The 16,143-nt window shown below is 65.7% G+C and carries 16 protein-coding genes; 5 read left to right on the top strand and 11 right to left on the bottom strand.

The window, feature by feature from the left end:
- Nucleotides 1-65: 65 nt before the first annotated feature.
- The 4 genes from BFE01S_RS34780 to BFE01S_RS34765 all read right to left on the bottom strand — a co-directional run bounded on the left by BFE01S_RS34780 (nt 66) and on the right by BFE01S_RS34765 (nt 3,469).
- On the bottom strand, nt 66-1,214 hold the full coding sequence (locus BFE01S_RS34780; protein ID WP_028229458.1) for a porin: 1,149 nt from the start codon (nt 1,212-1,214) through the stop codon (nt 66-68).
- Nucleotides 1,215-1,712: 498 nt separating this feature from the next.
- The gene (locus tag BFE01S_RS34775; RefSeq protein WP_028229457.1) at nt 1,713-1,973 is read right to left on the bottom strand and encodes a hypothetical protein; all 261 of its coding nucleotides are present in this window, start codon (nt 1,971-1,973) and stop codon (nt 1,713-1,715) included.
- 108 nt (nt 1,974-2,081) lie between these two features.
- Entirely contained in the window at nt 2,082-2,858 is a 777-nt protein-coding gene (locus tag BFE01S_RS34770; protein WP_042339775.1) for a DNA/RNA non-specific endonuclease, read from the bottom strand.
- A gap of 251 nt (nt 2,859-3,109) precedes the next feature.
- Nucleotides 3,110-3,469 carry a DUF3564 domain-containing protein gene (locus BFE01S_RS34765; RefSeq protein ID WP_028229455.1) on the bottom strand — a complete coding sequence of 120 codons (360 nt, stop codon included), beginning with the start codon at nt 3,467-3,469 and terminating at the stop codon, nt 3,110-3,112.
- A gap of 310 nt (nt 3,470-3,779) precedes the next feature.
- Between BFE01S_RS34765 and BFE01S_RS34760 the strand changes: the two genes are divergently transcribed.
- The 3 genes from BFE01S_RS34760 (at nt 3,780) to BFE01S_RS34750 (ending at nt 6,298) form a co-directional block, all read left to right on the top strand.
- A complete protein-coding gene (locus BFE01S_RS34760; RefSeq protein WP_028229454.1) occupies nt 3,780-4,202 on the top strand; it encodes a rubrerythrin family protein in 423 nt (140 codons plus the stop codon).
- Nucleotides 4,203-4,306: 104 nt separating this feature from the next.
- Nucleotides 4,307-5,656, top strand: coding sequence for a heterodisulfide reductase-related iron-sulfur binding cluster (locus tag BFE01S_RS34755; RefSeq protein WP_028229453.1), 1,350 nt, complete (start codon nt 4,307-4,309; stop codon nt 5,654-5,656).
- Nucleotides 5,657-5,716: 60 nt separating this feature from the next.
- Complete coding sequence (locus BFE01S_RS34750; protein WP_028229452.1) at nt 5,717-6,298, top strand: DUF3501 family protein; 582 nt, start codon at nt 5,717-5,719, stop codon at nt 6,296-6,298.
- A 25-nt stretch (nt 6,299-6,323) separates the two neighbouring features.
- Here the strand turns inward: BFE01S_RS34750 and BFE01S_RS34745 are convergent, their stop codons facing one another.
- Both BFE01S_RS34745 and BFE01S_RS34740 read right to left on the bottom strand, forming a co-directional pair.
- A complete protein-coding gene (locus tag BFE01S_RS34745) occupies nt 6,324-6,785 on the bottom strand; it encodes a GNAT family N-acetyltransferase (RefSeq protein ID WP_028229451.1) in 462 nt (153 codons plus the stop codon).
- A gap of 46 nt (nt 6,786-6,831) precedes the next feature.
- Nucleotides 6,832-7,080 (bottom strand): hypothetical protein, encoded by a 249-nt coding sequence (locus BFE01S_RS34740; protein ID WP_028229450.1) that lies wholly within the window; start codon nt 7,078-7,080, stop codon nt 6,832-6,834.
- A gap of 93 nt (nt 7,081-7,173) precedes the next feature.
- On the opposite strand from BFE01S_RS34740, the gene pdxR reads away from it, so the two are divergent.
- Complete coding sequence (pdxR, locus tag BFE01S_RS34735; RefSeq protein WP_028229449.1) at nt 7,174-8,670, top strand: MocR-like pyridoxine biosynthesis transcription factor PdxR; 1,497 nt, start codon at nt 7,174-7,176, stop codon at nt 8,668-8,670.
- Here pdxR and BFE01S_RS34730 read toward each other — a convergent pair whose 3' ends face one another.
- A complete protein-coding gene (locus tag BFE01S_RS34730) occupies nt 8,671-9,651 on the bottom strand; it encodes an aldo/keto reductase (RefSeq protein ID WP_028229448.1) in 981 nt (326 codons plus the stop codon).
- A gap of 351 nt (nt 9,652-10,002) precedes the next feature.
- Here BFE01S_RS34730 and BFE01S_RS34725 point away from each other — a divergent pair, with 351 nt between their 5' ends.
- Nucleotides 10,003-10,695: a hypothetical protein gene (locus tag BFE01S_RS34725; RefSeq protein ID WP_156967268.1), complete on the top strand. Its 693-nt coding sequence runs from the start codon at nt 10,003-10,005 to the stop codon at nt 10,693-10,695.
- 160 nt (nt 10,696-10,855) lie between these two features.
- On the opposite strand, the gene BFE01S_RS34720 is transcribed toward BFE01S_RS34725, so the two are convergent.
- The 4 genes from BFE01S_RS34720 to BFE01S_RS41455 all read right to left on the bottom strand — a co-directional run.
- The gene (locus tag BFE01S_RS34720; RefSeq protein WP_028229446.1) at nt 10,856-12,160 is read right to left on the bottom strand and encodes an NAD(P)/FAD-dependent oxidoreductase; all 1,305 of its coding nucleotides are present in this window, start codon (nt 12,158-12,160) and stop codon (nt 10,856-10,858) included.
- On the bottom strand, nt 12,160-13,452 hold the full coding sequence (locus BFE01S_RS34715) for an NAD(P)/FAD-dependent oxidoreductase (protein WP_028229445.1): 1,293 nt from the start codon (nt 13,450-13,452) through the stop codon (nt 12,160-12,162). The genes BFE01S_RS34720 and BFE01S_RS34715 overlap by 1 nt, the downstream gene beginning before the upstream one ends.
- Before the next feature lie 63 nt (nt 13,453-13,515).
- Complete coding sequence (locus BFE01S_RS34710) at nt 13,516-15,105, bottom strand: DUF3138 family protein (RefSeq protein WP_028229444.1); 1,590 nt, start codon at nt 15,103-15,105, stop codon at nt 13,516-13,518.
- Between the two features lie 274 nt (nt 15,106-15,379).
- The coding region (locus BFE01S_RS41455) for an ABC transporter permease subunit (RefSeq protein WP_042339771.1) at nt 15,380-16,143 on the bottom strand (764 nt) is incomplete at its 5' end.

The raw sequence follows: 16,143 nt of genomic DNA, 5'->3' as shown, positions 1-16,143 counted from the left end.
CTGCGCCAGGCGGCCTGACGGCTGGCGCCTGCCTTCCGTCATCGTTGTTACCTTGCGCGGACCGGTCAGAACCGGTGGCGCAAGCCCAGTGCCGCGACGATCTGATGCGAATCGCTGGAAGCCGTGATCGGCCAGAGCGCCGCGACTGCCGCCTTGCCGGTCGAATCGATGCCGCTTGCGCGCTGCCAGGCCGTCGTCAGGTAAATGTCGGTGCGCTTGGACAGGAAGTAGTCGCCGCCGAGGTTGACCTGGTTGTAGTGGGCGTCACCGGCGCCGCTGCTGTCCGTGTACTCATACGCTACGCCCATCAGGAATGCCGGCGTGAACTGATAGCTGAAGTTGACTTCGGCGTTGTTGAATACGGCGGTTTTGCCTGCGTACGCTGCGATGGGCGCCGAGGCCGCGCCCGAGCCGAGATTCTCGAAGCGCGAGTTTGACCAGACAAGCCCGAACTTTGCACTGCCAAACGTGTAGTTGCCGCCCATGGACGCCACACGCTGGGTGCGCGCAGACGTATAACCCGAAAAAATGGGCGACGTGTTCGGCGAGATGGGCGCCGCGCCGGCAGTGCCGTCCCACAGGGCGGTATTCGGGCGCGAAGTGTCGATATACGACGCGCCGAGCGCGAGCGGCCCCTGCGTATAGCCCGCTGCCACGCTCCAGATACGGTTGTTGCTGAAGTCGCCGGGCGTGCCGCCGAAGCTGAACAATGCGCCCGCACTGAAGCCCGCGTACTTGAGGCTCGTGAACTTCACGCTGTTGCTGATGCGCGAGTTGATGTACAGGTTGTCGGTATCGCCGGGATGCGCGCCGATACCGCCCGCCCACTGGTTCGAAGCGACAAGCGGACCGACGAAGTCCGCGGACGGCTCGTTCTGCCGGCCGACCGTGATGCTGCCGAAGGGCGTGGCCGCGCCGACCCAGGCTGCGCGGCCGAACTCCCGACCGTTCTGGCCGAGTGTGCCGACCGTGCTGCTGAAACCGTTCTCCAGCTGGAAGAGGGCCGCATAGCCGCCGCCCAGATCCTCAGCGCCCTTCAGGCCCCAGCGGCTGCCGGACTCGACGCCGCTCGACATCTGATAGTTCGCTGCTCCTTTCTGGTTGTTCGTGTAGACGATCGAGGTGTCAATCAAGCCATAGAGCGTGACACTGCTCTGCGCATGAGCGCCCATCGCGATTCCGCACAAACCCAGCAAGGCTGCCGATCTTTTCATCTGTTTCGTCTCCAGGGTGGTTGTTTGTCGTTGATTGAATCGATCATTGAGGCGCACTGCCAGGCGGGCCGGGCCGAATTCCTCGATCGCCTGGCGAAGAATATATGATTGAATCGGTCATTTCAAGCGTGGTGAAAACCCCTATAAATGATTGAATCGATCATTTTGTCACTGGGCTCAGGTTGGGCGGCTTTACCGAAAGAAGGGGCGTCGGAGCGGCAGGCCGGGTTTGCGTATTGCGCAGGCAGGGGAATCGTCGGTATTCGTTCCGGTTGCTTGAGCGATGGTGTCGGCCGGCGACAACATGCAACCGTGCGCGCCCGCTATACCGCAAAGTCTTGCGGGTGGCGGGGTGCCTCACCTGGCGAAACAACACGCCAGGCGGGATTGAGATAACGGGAACACAGGCGGATTGGGGGCAGATGGGGGGCGGCTCGATCTATTCGGTCGGGCCGCTCGATCGACGAAGCGCCGAGCGACTGCCCGTAAGCGCGCTTTTCAGCGGAACGGGTTATCGACGACGCCTGGTTTCTGATCGGGCTCGCCGGCAATTTTCGCGGGCAGGTGCGCGTCGGCCTGGAGCTTTTGCACGACGTCGTCCAGCGCGGCCTTGAGCGCGAGCGCGGCTGCCAGCCCCCGCTTGTCGCGCGTGAGTTCGAGCGTGCCCGAGAGCGTCACGCGGGTCGTGCCGTTGGCGAGCGTGAACGCGTCGCCCTGAATGTTCAGGACATCGTCGTCGTTTGCGTATGCGTTGAACACCTTCTGATCCTCCTCGAGCGGCCATCGCGGGCAACGCGGCCGCGCCCCCGCATTATAGAAACTCGCGCCCGGCCTTCAGTCAGCCGCGCGTGGGCGCCCACGCCGCGCTTACCAGAACCCTTTGCGCACGGAGAACGCACGGCCGTTGAACGACACCTTCGTTTCGGCGGCCGCATCCGCGGGAATACCGGGGAAGCGGATGCCGCTTTGCTCCTCCAGCGCGCGCACGGAGCGCACCTCGTAATGGTCGGCGCTCGTGTTGTCGGCAACGATGGCGAACGCCAGTTGCTGCGAGGGCACATACACCACCTTGAAGATCTGCGTGGGCACGAGCACCCGCGTCGGGCCGATGGTTTGCAGTTGCGCGCCCGTGAAGAGCGGCCCCGTCACCACATAGGCTTCGCCGTACCGGGTCGCGAGACGGCGCACTGCCGTTTCGATATGCGACCACAGCCGCTGGTTGTTCTCGCGGTTTTGCGGCACGACATTCGCAAGCGAAAACGATTCCGCCATCGCCTGCGGATTCCAGCGGTTGCCGGCCGGGCTCATGTGGCCGCGATCGAAGCCGCTGCGCTTGTAGTCGGCGAGCGTCGCGCCTTCGCCTTCGGGCAGGCGGTCGTCTTCGAAGAAGCGGTTGGTGCGCGTCATGTCCTTCGCCGCTTCGAGGTGATCGCGTGTGAGGTGCTCGGCGGACCAGAGCGGGCCGTGCGTGATCCCCGAATGCAGCACGACGAAATCCGAGTAGCAGAGCATGCGCGTTTGCGGCGCCATGCGCGGATTCGCGAGCGTAGGGAACTGGCCGTCGGGGACGAATCCGGAACAGGCAGGCGCGGCGAACCCATGGCTCGCCACGGCCATGAGCAGTGAGGCAAACAGCTTCTTCATCGGCAAGACAGGAAAAACGGAGGCAGGTGTAGGCGGCCCGAAAGTATAGCGGGCGCGTTCGCGCGCAGCCAGCGATGCGGCGCGCGCCCGGTTCGGTGCCCGGTTCAGTGCTCAGTGCAGCGCCCAGTTCGGATCAGGGGCGTAGCGTGGCGCGCCACGGCGCGGCGTTCGCCGCACCGTGGGCAATCGGGAGAAAACGATTCCGGGAGGAATCGAAGCAGGACGAATGACGCCGATGCCGCGCTGCGTATTCAGCCTGCGAACAAGGCGTGTTCGGCGCGCACGGCCTGGCGGTCCACGGCTTGCAGCCGCCATTGGCCTTCCATGGGTGCGTGGGTGGCCTCGCACGACCAGGTGGCGTCGCCGTGTGCCGAACTGATTTCCTGGCGGCGGTTCACGTGCAGGCCGCGCAGCGTGCAGACCGCCGCGTCGCCTAGCGGCGCGCGCAGCGAGGTCACGCCGTCGGTGTCGTGCAGTTCGCCCCATTCGGGTAGTTCGATGCCATCGTGCGATTCGCGCGACCAGCGCCGCTGATCGGTGTCCAGCCAGAGAACGGCGTAGTCGTGATTGACGGTGGGATCGGGACCGTTGATCAGGATCGTAAGTCGCATGTCAGCTCCGCGAGAGCATGTCAGGGGGCAATTCCTCACTGTAGAACGCCTGTGGGCGAACGCAAGGCGGCAATTTGCATGCCGCCTTGCGCCGGATCTGCGCGACGCATATGTTGACGGCATGCGAATTGCGGTAGGGCGCGCGCCGCCGGCTATCGGGGGGATTGAAAATGACAATTGGGGAAAGGCGTTCGCCACCTCCTAGATTGATAGATGCAGCGCGCCCGCTTTGTTGTCCTGCTTTGTTCTGCTGCATCGCACGAAACGCTGCGCTGCGTCCCCACATATCAGACGATGGATGGAGGAACAGATGTCACAGCTAAAAGGCTCGAAGACGGAACAAAACCTGAAGGATGCATTCGCCGGCGAATCGCAGGCAAACCGCCGCTATCTTTACTTTGCGGCGAAGGCCGATGTCGAAGGCCAGAACGACGTGGCCGCCCTGTTCCGCTCGACTGCCGAAGGCGAAACCGGCCATGCGCACGGTCACCTCGAATATCTGGAAGCCGTGGGCGATCCGGCCACCGGCCTGCCGTTCGGCTCGTCGCGCCTGAATCTCCAGGCGGCGGTGGCGGGCGAAACGCACGAATACACCGACATGTACCCCGGCATGGCCAAGGCCGCGCGCGAAGAAGGCTTCGACGAAATCGCGAACTGGTTCGAAACGCTCGCGAAGGCGGAGCGCAGCCACGCGAACCGCTATTCGAAGGCGCTGGAAGCGCTGGTGGACTGAAGCGCAACGACGCTCGCGCGCCGGACCCACAACCGGCGCGCAGCGCGGGCGTGCCTGTGCGGCTACGCTCGCGCCCTCAATAAATAACTAGAACGGGAGACGTCATGCCCCACAAGGAAGGCAGTCTCGAAGCGCCCACGCGTCATCCGCTCGACTGGCAGTCCGAAGCGTTTTACGACCAGGAAAAACTGGACGAGGCGCTGACCCGCGTATTCGACATCTGCGCGGGCTGCCGGCGCTGCGTGTCGCTATGCGGCGCATTTCCCGCCCTCTTCGATCTCGTGGACGAAACCGACAGCGGCGAAGTGCACGACGTGGACAAGGCCCGCTACGGCGAGGTCGTCGATCAATGCTATCTGTGCGACCTCTGCTACATGACGAAGTGCCCCTACGTCCCGCCGCATCCGTGGAATGTGGATTTCCCGCACCTCATGCTGCGCGCGAAGGCGATCGAGTACCGCAAAGGCGAGGTGAAGCTGCGCGACCGCGTGCTGTCGAATACCGACGCACTGGGCCATCTCGCCGGCATCCCGGTCGTTACGCAAACGGTCAATGCCGTGAACCATACGAAGGCCATGCGCGGCCTGATGGAAGACACGCTGGGCGTGGACCGCAAGGCGTGGCTGCCCGACTTCGCGCCGCGCAGGTTCCGCAGCGCGGCGCCGCGCGCGCTGGCCACCGAGGTGCGCGACGGCGAGCGCACGCCGGGCAAGGTCGCGATCTACGCGACCTGCTACGTGAACTTCAACGAACCGGGCATCGGCCACGACCTGCTGGCCGTGCTCGATCACAACGCCATTCCCTACGTGCTCGTGAAGAGCGAGGCGTGCTGCGGCATGCCGCTGCTCGAACAGGGCAATCTGGACGGCGTGGCGCAGAAGAAAGCGCAGAACATGCCGGTGCTCGCGCAGTACGCGCGCGAAGGCTACGCGCTGCTGGGCGCGGTGCCGAGCTGCGTGCTGATGTACAAGCACGAACTGCCGCTCATGTTCCCCGACGACCCCGACACGCGCGCCGTGAGCGAAGCGTTCTGGGACCCGTTCGAGTATCTGGTCTCGCGCCACCGCGACGGCCTGCTCAAGACCGACTTCCGCACGCCGCTCGGCAAGGTGTCGTATCACGTGCCCTGTCACGCGCGGGTGCAGAACATCGGCCGCAAGACCTCCGATCTGCTTTCGCTCGTGCCCGAAACGAAGGTCAACGTGGTCGAGCGCTGCTCGGGGCACGCGGGCACCTTCGGCGTGAAGAAGGAGTTTCACGCGATGTCGATGAAGATCGGCCTGCCCGTGTTCAAGCAGATGGCGGGCAGCGGAGCGGACGGCAAGCCGAGCTTCATTTCCTCGGATTGCGCGCTGGCGGGCCACCACATCGCGCAGGGCATGGCGGAAAACCAGTTGGGCGATCCGCCGCTTGCGCATCCGCTCACGCTGCTGCGCCGGGCCTACGGTATTTGATCCGCGTTACCGCCGAGGCATACGAAGCAACGCCCCCATACATTGCAAGAGGTCCTGACGATGACTATCGCGAGAAACTCGCTGCTGACCCTGGAGGCGTACGCCAGGGTGCGCAACGACATGCGCAACCGCATCATCGAACACAAGAAGCGGCGTGCCGTCACGCTCGGCAATCACCTGACGTTCCTCTTCGAGGACGAGGCGACGATCCGCTACCAGATCCAGGAGATGCTGCACATCGAGAAGATTTTCGACGAAGCGGGCATCCAGAGCGAACTGGACGCGTATCTGCCGCTCGTGCCGAGCGGCAGCAACCTGAAGGCCACGCTGCAGATCGAGTACGAAAACGAGGTCGAGCGCCGCGCGGCGCTGGCGCGGCTCATCGGCATCGAAGACCGCGTGTTCGTGCAGGTGGAAGGCGAAGCGCCGGCCTACGCGATCGCCGACGAAGACCTTGAACGCGAGAACGCCGAGAAGACCTCGGCGGTCCATTTCGTGCGCTTCGAGCTGACACCCGCGATGAAGGCGCGCCTGCGCGAAGGCGCGGCGCTGACCCTCGGGTGCGATCACCCGAACTACCGCGTGCCGACACGGACGATCGACGGCGAGGCCCGCGCCTCGCTCGTCGCCGATCTCGACTGAGCCGCACGCGTGATCGCGCGCGGCGTCACACGTTCTTGCGGTACATGACGAAGCCCGGCTTCTCGGCCACGCTGTCGTAAAGGCGCATGGCCGTGCGATTCGTTTCGTGCGTGTGCCAGTACACGCGCGGCGAATTCGCGGCCTTCGCGGCGGCGTACACGGCCTCGATCAGCGCACGTCCCACACCCTTGCCGCGTTCCTCCTCGACCGTGAAGAGATCCTGCAGATAGCAGATCGGAGCGTCGAGCGTGGTGCTGCGGTGGAAGATGTAGTGGACGAGCCCGACCACGCGCGAGCCGCGCAGCGCGACGAGCGCATGCACGGGCTCGATGCCGTCGAAAAAGCGCGACCAGGTGGTGTGCGTGAGCGCCTCGGGCAGCGCCGTCGGCCCGAAGCGGCCATAAAAGCGGTTGTAGCCGTCCCAGAGCGGACGCCATGCGTCGTAGTCGGCGGGGGTGACCGGGCGGACTTCCAGCGTTGCAGACAAGTTCGTTCTCCTCTGTTCAGGGTAGCTGCATATTACGCGAGCCGTGTCACGACCGTGACGCGCATTCCACCAGCGTGTCGGTGGCCTGCTGGCGCACGCGCGGATCGGGTGCGTGGAGTTCGGCGGCGGCGTGCCCGGCACAGGCGGCGTAGGCCGCACGCGCAGCTTTCACGGGATTCGCCTGCCAGTACGCGAAGGCAGCGATGGCCGCCACGAGTACGAGGGCGGCAGCCACGCCAAACCGTCGCGCGGTGCTCGCTGTGTATGGGCGCGCCGCCGTGAGCCGTGTTGCCATGATGCCGTTCTCCACTCGATGCGGGCTCCCAGCGTAAGCGAACTGTGGCACCATTGTTAGTCCCACGACAGCGAAAAAATCTGGAGCCACCGCTTGGACTACGCCCTGATGATGGCCACGTACGCGCGCGGCGCGGCGCGCAGGCTCACGCAGCAGGATCTGCTCTACGAGAGCCTGCGCCGCGCGATCCTCGACGGCGACTTCGCCGACGGCACGCGGCTGGCGGCGAGCCGCGCGCTCGCCGAAGAACTGGGCATTGCGCGCAATTCGGTGCTGTACGCCTATGAACGTCTGGTGGAGGAGGGCTTCGTTTCGGCCACGCGCCACGGTTCCATCGTCAATGCGGTGACGCCGGGCGGCGGCGCGCAGCAGGTGTCCGCCATGCAGGAGGCGCAACAGGCCGCGGCTTCGCGCACGCTCGCGCGCCGGGTGCGCGCGCTGCCGCCGCGGCGCCGCACGCGCGACGGGGCCATCGCGCTGCGGCCTGGCGTGCCCGCGCTCGACGCGTTTCCCTTCGTGCAATGGCGCACCTCGCTCGAACGGGCCATGCGAAGCTTGCGCGCGAACGATCTGGGCTACGGCGACAGTGCGGGCCATCCGGCGTTGCGCGAGGCGATTGCGCAGTACGTGCGCGTGTCGCGCGGGGTGCGATGCCGGGCGGAGCAGGTGTTCATTACCAATGGCACGCAGGCGAGCCTCGACCTCTGCGCGCGTCTTTTTGCCGATTACGGCGAGCGCGTCTGGATCGAAAATCCCGGCTATCCTGGCGCGCGTTCGGCGCTGCTCGCGGCGGGGCTTGAACTCGTGCCGGTGCCCGTGGACGCCGCCGGCATGGCGCCGCGCGCCACCGACTGGGACGAAGCGCCGCCGCGCCTCGTGTATCTCACGCCCTCGCATCAATATCCGCTCGGCTGCGTGCTGAGCCTCGAGCGCCGTCTCGCGCTGATCGAGCACGCGCGGGCGTGCGGCGCATGGATCGTCGAAGACGACTACGACAGCGAACTGCGCCACGACGGGCCGCCGCTGCCCTCCATCCAGGGGCTCGCCGACGACACGCCCGTGGTCTATCTGGGCACCTTCAGCAAGACGATGTTTCCGGCGTTGCGCCTCGGCTTCATGGTGGTGCCGCCGGACGTGGCGGACCAGGTGTCGATGGCCGTCGGCACGCTCGAACGCCAGGGTCGCGTGGCCGAGCAGATGGCGCTTGCGGAGTTCATCGAAAGCGGCCGCTACGCGCGGCACCTGCGGCGCATGCGCAAGCTCTACGAAGAGCGCCGCAACGGTCTCGTGGCGGCCATCGGCCGCCATCTCGCGGGCGCGATGACCATTTCCGCCGATGCCGGCGGCATGCATCTGAGCGTGCGCCTCGACGCGCCGCTGCGCGACGTCGATGTCAGCACGGCCGCGCGTTCGCATGGCCTGCATTTGTCGCCGCTCAGCGTGTATTGCCTGCCTTCGGCGGACGCGGTGGCGTACAACGGTTTTCTGCTGGGTTATGCGGAAACGCCGCCGCGCGTTGCCGATGCCTTGATGGCCACGCTCGCCCGGATCATCCGGGACATGCGGGGGCCTGCGGGCGGCGCCGTCTGATTACTCGTGTCCCGCAACCGCATGCGGCACGTAGGGCGCTTCGAGCGCATCGACCTCCTGGTCGGTGAGTTCGAGCGAGAGCGCCGCCACGGCGTCGTCCAGATGCTGCGGCTTCGAGGCGCCGATGATGGGGGAGGTGACCTCCTCCTTCTGCAGCACCCACGCGAGCGCCACCTGCGCGCGCGACACGTTGCGCGCCTGGGCGATGGCGGAGACCGCTTCCACGATCGCGCGATCCGGGTCGGCCGTGGCCTCGTAGAGCTTGCGGCCGTACGCATCGGTTTTCTCGCGCTCGCTCGTGGCATTCCAGTCGCGCGTGAGGCGGCCGCGCGCAAGCGGGCTCCAGGGCATTACGGCGATGCCCTGGTCGGCGCACAGCGGCAGCATCTCGCGCTCCTCCTCGCGGTAGAGCAGGTTCAGGTGGTCCTGCATGCTCGCGAACGGAGTCCAGCCGTTCAGGTACGACGTGTAGAGCGCCTTGCTGAACTGCCACGCATACATCGACGACGCGCCGATATAGCGCGCCTTGCCCGCCTTCACGATGTCGTTGAGCGCTTCGAGCGTTTCTTCGATGGGCGTGTAGTAGTCCCAGCGGTGGATCTGGTAGAGATCGACATAGTCGGTGCCGAGGCGGCGCAGGCTGTTGTCGATTTCGGCGAAGAGCGCCTTGCGCGAAAGGCCCGCGCCGTTCGGGCCGGGACGCATGCGGTTGTACACCTTGGTCGCGATCACCACGTCCTCGCGCTTCACGAAGTCGAGCAGCGCGCGGCCGACGATTTCTTCCGAGGTGCCGTCCGAGTAGGTGTTGGCGGTGTCGAAGAAGTTGATGCCGGCGTCGAGCGCCTGGCGGATGAGCGGGCGGGCCGCGTCCTCCCCGAGTGTCCACGGATGCGTGCCGCGCTCGGGCACGCCGTAAGTCATGCAGCCGAGACACAAACGCGAAACTTCCAACCCGGTCGAGCCGAACCTGACGTAGTCCATTGCTGTTACTCCTTGTGCGAAAGCCGATGATGCCAGATGGGTGCGGAATGTTGCGGCCCGGCGCCGCGTGACGCCGGCCGGGCCGCAGCGAGACGTTCCTCAAGCGTACCCGAGCCGGCCAGGATGCGCAGAAAGCCGGTCCGGAGGCAGAAAACCTGGACATAGATCAAACATGGTGCGCGAGGCGCGTGCGCCGGGTGAAATCCATGTTAATTTGCGCGTAGCTATTTTTATCTCAAACGAGATATGAAAGGTCGAATTCAACTTCGGATTCCGACTCGAATAATTCGCAATCCATAGCAATTGCCGCGCATCCGGTACGTCTTTGCCCAAACTTCTCCACGTGGTTCCATGCCGACAGACTACACTGCACCGCTGACCCTTTGGGTCGTCCTTCGCCGACACCATCGTCCCGACGGTTCGGGTCTGTTCGAGCCCGCATGGGTTGGGACTGGCGAACATAGCGGCGTTGCCCTGTTCGTCTCGCGCATGCACGCGCAAATCTACGCCACGTTGCGCAATGCGCATGGGTCCGATGGCGGCCCGAACAGCTGGCAGTGCATGCCGCTGCAATTGTTCGACCTGTACGCCCTGGTTCGGGAACTGAACGGCACCGTGGACTGCGCCGTGGCCTTCGGCCTGGCCTGCGACGAAGAGGGCGCGTTGATCATCACGGGCGGCGCGCCGTGCTTGCGGTATTTCGAACTCACGTTCGACCTGCCTGAGCGGGGCGCGGCCGGCCGCGATGTGGAGGCGAGCTTCGGCTTCGGCGAATGGGTGTTCGAAGACATGCGTGCGCAATGGGCACAGATCGGTGCGCACACATACGAACAGTCGATCCGGCGCATGGAGGCCATGGACAACGTCACGTTCCTGCGCACCCTCGACACGGCCTTGCAGACGGCGAAGCCCAACATGGCGACACTCAAGCGCCATCAGGCTGGCGACGGAAACTGGATGGTGTACGACACCGAAGCCATGCGCTGGATCGTTGCGCAAACCACCGCCGACGCCTGGTTGCAGGCCGCGCCAACGCTGCACTGATCTCAGGCTGGGCCGGCCAGATACAAAGGCACGGGCCGCGGACCTGGATGTACGAATGGCGGCGGAGACAGGTACGGCAACCGCCATCCGCGAGATCGAGGCTATCCGGCGCCGCTGAACCGGTGGGCGGCAGAGGCGGGGCAACCCGCCCCGCGCAATCTCACAGCATTTCCAGCACGCGGTGATACAGCATGCCGATCTCGAGCGCAGGCCGGCGCCACGCCGGGCCGCCCGGAAAGCGCGCATGCCTTAGTTGTGCAAAGAGATCGAACGAAGCCGGCTCGCCCGCCATGGCCTGCGCCACCACGCGCCCGGCAATGCCGGTCAGCGCCACGCCATGGCCCGAGAAGCCCTGCACGTAGTAGTAGTTCGGATCGATGGCGCCGAAGTCGGGCGCGCGGTTGCGCGTCACGTCCACGAAGCCGCCCCACGCATACTCCACCTGTGTGCCCGCAAGCTGCGGAAACACGCCGATCATGCGCTTCTTCATGGCCTCGGCCAGTTCCGAGGGCGCCGCGCCCGTGGAATCGGCACGGCCGCCGAACAGCATGCGGTCGTCGGCGGAAACCCGGAAGTAATCGAGGAAGAAGTTGTTGTCGCACACGGCCGCGCGCTGCGCGATCAGCGCATCGGCACGCTCGCGGCCAAGCGGCTCGGTGGCGATGATGTACGAAGCGATGGGCGCGATGCGGGCCGCGACAGCAGCGGGCAGCACGCCGCCCGGCACCGCGTTGCAGCACGACACCACGAAGCGGCTGCGCACCTCGCCGCGCGGCGTTTTCACGAGAGGCCGCTCGCCGCGCACGACTTCCACCGCGCGCGTGTGCGCGAAGAGCCGCGCGCCTTCGCGCCGTGCCGCGTCGGCAAGGCCAAGGCAATACTTGAGCGGATGTAGATGACCGGAGAACGGATCGTACACGCCGGCCAGATAGCGCTCCGAGGCCACACGCTCGCGCGTGGCCCCGGCGTCGAGCCATTCGAGCCGGTCGTAGCCCCAGCGCGTGCGCGCGGCATCCATCCACGCGCGCAGGCCGGGCACGCGTTTCTCCTTCGTCGCGACCGTGAGGTAGCCCGCCGTGAAATCGCAGTCGATGCCGTAGCGCGCGATGCGCTCGCGCACGAGCCCCACGCCTTCGATCGAAAGCGCCCACGCGGCGCGCACGCCCTCCGCGCCCAGTTGCTTTTCGAGGACCTCGTCCTTGGCGAAGCCCACGAGCGTCTGGCCGCCGTTGCGCCCCGATGCGCCCCAGCCGGGCCGGTGCGCGTCGAGCACGATCACCGAGAGGCCGCGCGCGCGGCATTCCAGCGCGACCGAGAGGCCGGCGAAGCCCGCGCCGATCACGCAGACATCGGCCTCCTGCACGCCTTCGAGCACCGGGTCGTCCGCAGCGGGACGCGTGGCCGTGGCTTCGTAGTAGGAGTGGCGGGCGAGCGCGTCCGCCTGGGCGTCGAGATTAGCGGTCATCAGAGCAGGTCCTTCATTCGATACCATGCCATCGCGAGCACGAGGGCCGGGGTGCGCAGTGTAGCGCCACCGGGGAAATCGCGGTGGCGAATCTTGCCGAACAGGTCGAAGCGCGCGGCCTGGCCGTCGATCGCCTCGGCGATCAGCTTGCCCGCGAGGCCGGTCGTATTGACGCCGTGCCCCGAGAAGCCCTGCGCGAAATACACCGTAGGTTTGAGGCGCCCGAAATGCGGCGCGCGGTTCATCGTGATGTCCACGTAGCCGCCCCACGCGTAATCGACCTTCACGTCTGCGAGCTGCGGGAAGGTCTTGAGCATGTCGCGGCGCATCGCCTCGCCGAGGTTCGGCGGCGCGAACGTCGAATAGCTGACCTTGCCGCCCCACAGCAGGCGCGTGTCGGGCGCGGGCCGGAAGTAGTCCAGAACGAAGCGGCTGTCGCACACGGCGGTTTGCGCGGGCATGAGCGCGTCCATGCGCGCCTTGCCGAGCGGCGACGTGGCGATCACATAGGTGCCCACCGGCATGATCTTGCGCGAGAGCTCCGGTGCGAGCGCGCCGAGGTAGGTATTGCAGGCGAGCACGACGAATTTCGCGCGCACGTTGCCGCGTGCGGTTTCGACCACGTGGCCGCCGTTTTCGTCGCGCACGCGCGTGACGCCGCTGTCCTCGAAGATCTGCACGCCGGCTTCGGCAGCCGCGCGCGCGAGGCCGAGCGTGTAGTTGAGCGGATGCAGGTGGCCGCTATCGGGATCGTAGAGACCGCCGGGATAGCGCGACGACTGCACGTACTCGCTCACGCCGTTGCCGTCGACGTACTGGAATTTGTCATAGCCGAAGCGCGACGCCGCTTCGTCGCGCCACGCCTTGAGCGCATCGACGTCGCGCGGCTTGTTCGCGGCCGTGAAGTAGCCGGGGGTGAGCGCACATTCGATGTTGTGCTTCGCGACGCGCGCCTTCACGATGTCGAGCGTTTCGAGGCCCATGTCCCAGATCTGCCTGAGTTCGGCATCGGAGACGAAGGGCTTGAACGTATCGATGTCGCACGCGAAGCCGCCGATCAGCTGCCCGCCGTTGCGTCCACTGGCTGCCCATCCGACCTTCGACGCCTCGAGGAGCGCGACTTTATGGCCGCGTTCGGCGAGGTTGAGCGCCGCCGAGACGCCGGTGAGGCCGGCGCCGATCACGCAGACATCGGCGTCGATCGTGCCTTCCAGAACCGGATGGCGGGTGGTGTCGTTGACGGTGGCGGCGTAGTAAGACGGAGCGTGTGGCTGATTGGCGAATTTGAGCATAAAAATAGGATTGCAAATGAAAAGCGGACGGCGCCGCACAAGCCGCCGTCCGCCGCGACCTCATTAGAACGAGTAGATGAACTGCGCACCCAGCAGGTCGTTGCTCTTGGTGTACGAGCCGTCGTCGCGCAGGAACACCTTCTGCGTGGCCCAGTCGTGACGGTATTCGACCTTGACGGTGATCTGCTGCGTCGGGAAGAACAGCAGGTCGAGCGCCACGTCCTGGTGCGTCGCGCCCTTGCAGTTGAAGCTCGACGTGCCGGCCGCCTGCGCATCCGCGATACATTGCGAACCGATGCCGAAGCCGTTGTACGGGTCCATGCCGTTGCTGTTGAGCGCAATGCCGCCGCCGCCGCCGCCGTTCTTGCCGTCGGAGAGCACGTCGTAACGCGCCGTCACGCCCATGCGGCCCACCACCGGTGCGTTGAACTTGTGGTGCGCGAGCAGCGAGAGACCGTACCACTGCGCGTTGCCGCCGTTGAACGCTGCACGCTGTTGCTGGCCGTAGTCCACTTCGGCGTTGTACTGGGTGTCCGCGAGCGTGTAGGTCGCGTCCGCTTCGCCAAAGAAGAAGTAGCCGCCCGAACCCGTCGCCTGGCCGCCGATACCGTAGCTCGTGGTACCCGTCCCGGCGTTGAACGCGCTCGGCAGCGTCTGGCGGCCGATGTTGACCGAACCGCCGATATCCAGCGCGCTCGACCACGTGTAGTCGGTACGGGCCGTGAAGGTCGGGATCTTGTTGCTCGTCGTGATCGGGTCGCCCAGCGCGTTCTGGCCCGTCTGCGTGACCGCGCCGTAGGTGCGGTACTGCTCGTTGCCGACCATGAACTTCCACGCCCAGTTGCTGCCGTCAGGCGACCAGTTCCAGCCCACGCCCACGTAGCTGCCCGGATCCGAGAAGTCGTAGAGCAGGTTGTGGGTGAGGGTGAGCATCTGGTTCGACTGCTGCACCTCGTAGCCGCCGAAGCTCGGCATCAGGCCGGCCACGAACGTGCCCGTGGCCGTCACCGGCACGGTGATGACCGCCGTGTTCAGGATGTTGTTGCCGATGTCGCCATGCTCGTTGGCCAGCAGCGTGATGCCGTTGCCGCGGTTGGGCATGAGGGTGACTTCGGCCGACGGCGCCATCGGCCCGACACCGAAGGTCTTCTTGATGTCGAGGTAGAGGTCGCCGAACGTGCTGTTGAAGTAGTTGTAATTGCTTTCGTGGTTCGCGAACAGGAACGACGACGTGCCCGGCGCACGGTTGTAGATGTAACTCGGGTCGATGTAGCCCGTGATCGACAGGCCGGCGATCGGACCGGTGTTGGCCGCGTCGGAGAGCGAGTCCACCTTCAGCTGCTGGTTGGCAACCTGCTGCTTGATCGAGTCCAGTTCGTCGTTCGTCAGATGCGCCGGCGCCTTGCCGTAGTCGGGCGAGGACACATCCACTTCCTGCGCAGGCGCTGCCGCCGTGGCGGTGGCCGCCGCCGCGGTTTTGGCCGTGCCGCTGGTGCTCTTCGATTCGGCCAGCTCCGACTTCAGCGATTTCACTTCTTTTTGCAGCGCGTTGAGCTCGTGCTGCAGGGCCTTGATCTGATCGCTGGTGGTGTCGGCCATCGCGAGACCCGGCAGGGCCCCGGCCACCAGCAGACAGATTAACTTCTTCCTCATCAAAATTCTCCTTGTGGGTCGTTTTTGCAAAGACATCGGCGTGTGGTTTTCGGAAACCCCGTTGGCGCACGGCCCGTCCCCACGGTCCGCACGCCATTCGTTCTCACGTTGATCGCGCGTTGTCGCTTCGCGTTCTACTTCAGGTTGTGCTTCGGGTTGTGCTTGGTGCTGAGGTTGGTGCTGAGGCTGATACTGTTCCGGCTGTCTTTCAGGCTCCGCCGGCGGCCGGCCTGCTGTCACAGGCCGGCCGGTTCGAGCGTCGTTGCGTTGCTTCTCAAGCCGCCTTGCGGCCGAGCGGCGAGCCCACGGCACCCACGGGTGCAACGGGCTTTTCGGCTTCGGCGGGATCGGGCTGCGCGAAAGCCATCTGCATGTCGCGCATGCGCTTCTTTTCGCGGGCCATCATCACCTGATTGGCCACGATCACGCCGATCGTCACGGCGCTGATGAAGAGCGTGGCGAGCGCGTTCATTTCCGGATTCAGGCCAAGACGCACGCGCGAGAACACCACGAGCGGCAGCGTGGTCGAGCCCGGTCCCGAGAGGAACGCGGAGAGCACGAGGTCGTCGATCGACAGCGTGAACGAGAGGAGCCAGCCGGAGATGAGCGCCTGCGAGATGAGCGGCAGCGTGATGACGAAGAACACCTTGAAGGGCGTGGCGCCGAGATCGAGCGCGGCCTCTTCGAGCGACTTGTTCATCTCCTTCACACGCGACTGCACGATGATCGCCACGTAGGACACGCACAGCATCACGTGGCCGATCCACATGGTCAGCACGCCACGGCCCTTCGGCCAGCCGAGGAACTGCTCCATGGCCACGAAGAGCAGCAGGAGCGAGATGCCCTGGATCACTTCGGGAATCACGAGCGGCGCGTTGATCATGCCGGCGAACAGCGCGAAGCCCTTGAAGCGGCCCATGCGTGCGAGCACATAGCCGGACCACGTGCCGATGATGACCGAGGCGAACGCGGTCATGAGGCCGATCTTGAGCGAGAGCCACGCGGCGTTGAGGAGCTCGTCGTCCTGCAGGAGCGCGG

This window comes from Paraburkholderia ferrariae NBRC 106233 (assembly GCF_000685035.1).
Taxonomy (GTDB): domain Bacteria; phylum Pseudomonadota; class Gammaproteobacteria; order Burkholderiales; family Burkholderiaceae; genus Paraburkholderia; species Paraburkholderia ferrariae.
Note: the sequence above shows the minus strand (reverse complement) of the source record. Positions and strands in the feature narration are given on the sequence as shown.

Coding starts and splice junctions, on each gene's coding strand:
- BFE01S_RS34710 (WP_028229444.1), bottom strand. CDS start 15,105: ATGAGGAAGAAGTTAATCTGTCTGCTGGTGGCCGGGGCCCTGCCGGGT.
- BFE01S_RS34760 (WP_028229454.1), top strand. CDS start 3,780: ATGTCACAGCTAAAAGGCTCGAAGACGGAACAAAACCTGAAGGATGCA.
- BFE01S_RS34750 (WP_028229452.1), top strand. CDS start 5,717: ATGACTATCGCGAGAAACTCGCTGCTGACCCTGGAGGCGTACGCCAGG.
- BFE01S_RS34740 (WP_028229450.1), bottom strand. CDS start 7,080: ATGGCAACACGGCTCACGGCGGCGCGCCCATACACAGCGAGCACCGCG.
- BFE01S_RS34715 (WP_028229445.1), bottom strand. CDS start 13,452: ATGCTCAAATTCGCCAATCAGCCACACGCTCCGTCTTACTACGCCGCC.
- BFE01S_RS34725 (WP_156967268.1), top strand. CDS start 10,003: ATGCCGACAGACTACACTGCACCGCTGACCCTTTGGGTCGTCCTTCGC.
- BFE01S_RS34765 (WP_028229455.1), bottom strand. CDS start 3,469: ATGCGACTTACGATCCTGATCAACGGTCCCGATCCCACCGTCAATCAC.
- BFE01S_RS34730 (WP_028229448.1), bottom strand. CDS start 9,651: ATGGACTACGTCAGGTTCGGCTCGACCGGGTTGGAAGTTTCGCGTTTG.
- BFE01S_RS34720 (WP_028229446.1), bottom strand. CDS start 12,160: ATGACCGCTAATCTCGACGCCCAGGCGGACGCGCTCGCCCGCCACTCC.
- BFE01S_RS34770 (WP_042339775.1), bottom strand. CDS start 2,858: ATGAAGAAGCTGTTTGCCTCACTGCTCATGGCCGTGGCGAGCCATGGG.
- BFE01S_RS34755 (WP_028229453.1), top strand. CDS start 4,307: ATGCCCCACAAGGAAGGCAGTCTCGAAGCGCCCACGCGTCATCCGCTC.
- BFE01S_RS34780 (WP_028229458.1), bottom strand. CDS start 1,214: ATGAAAAGATCGGCAGCCTTGCTGGGTTTGTGCGGAATCGCGATGGGC.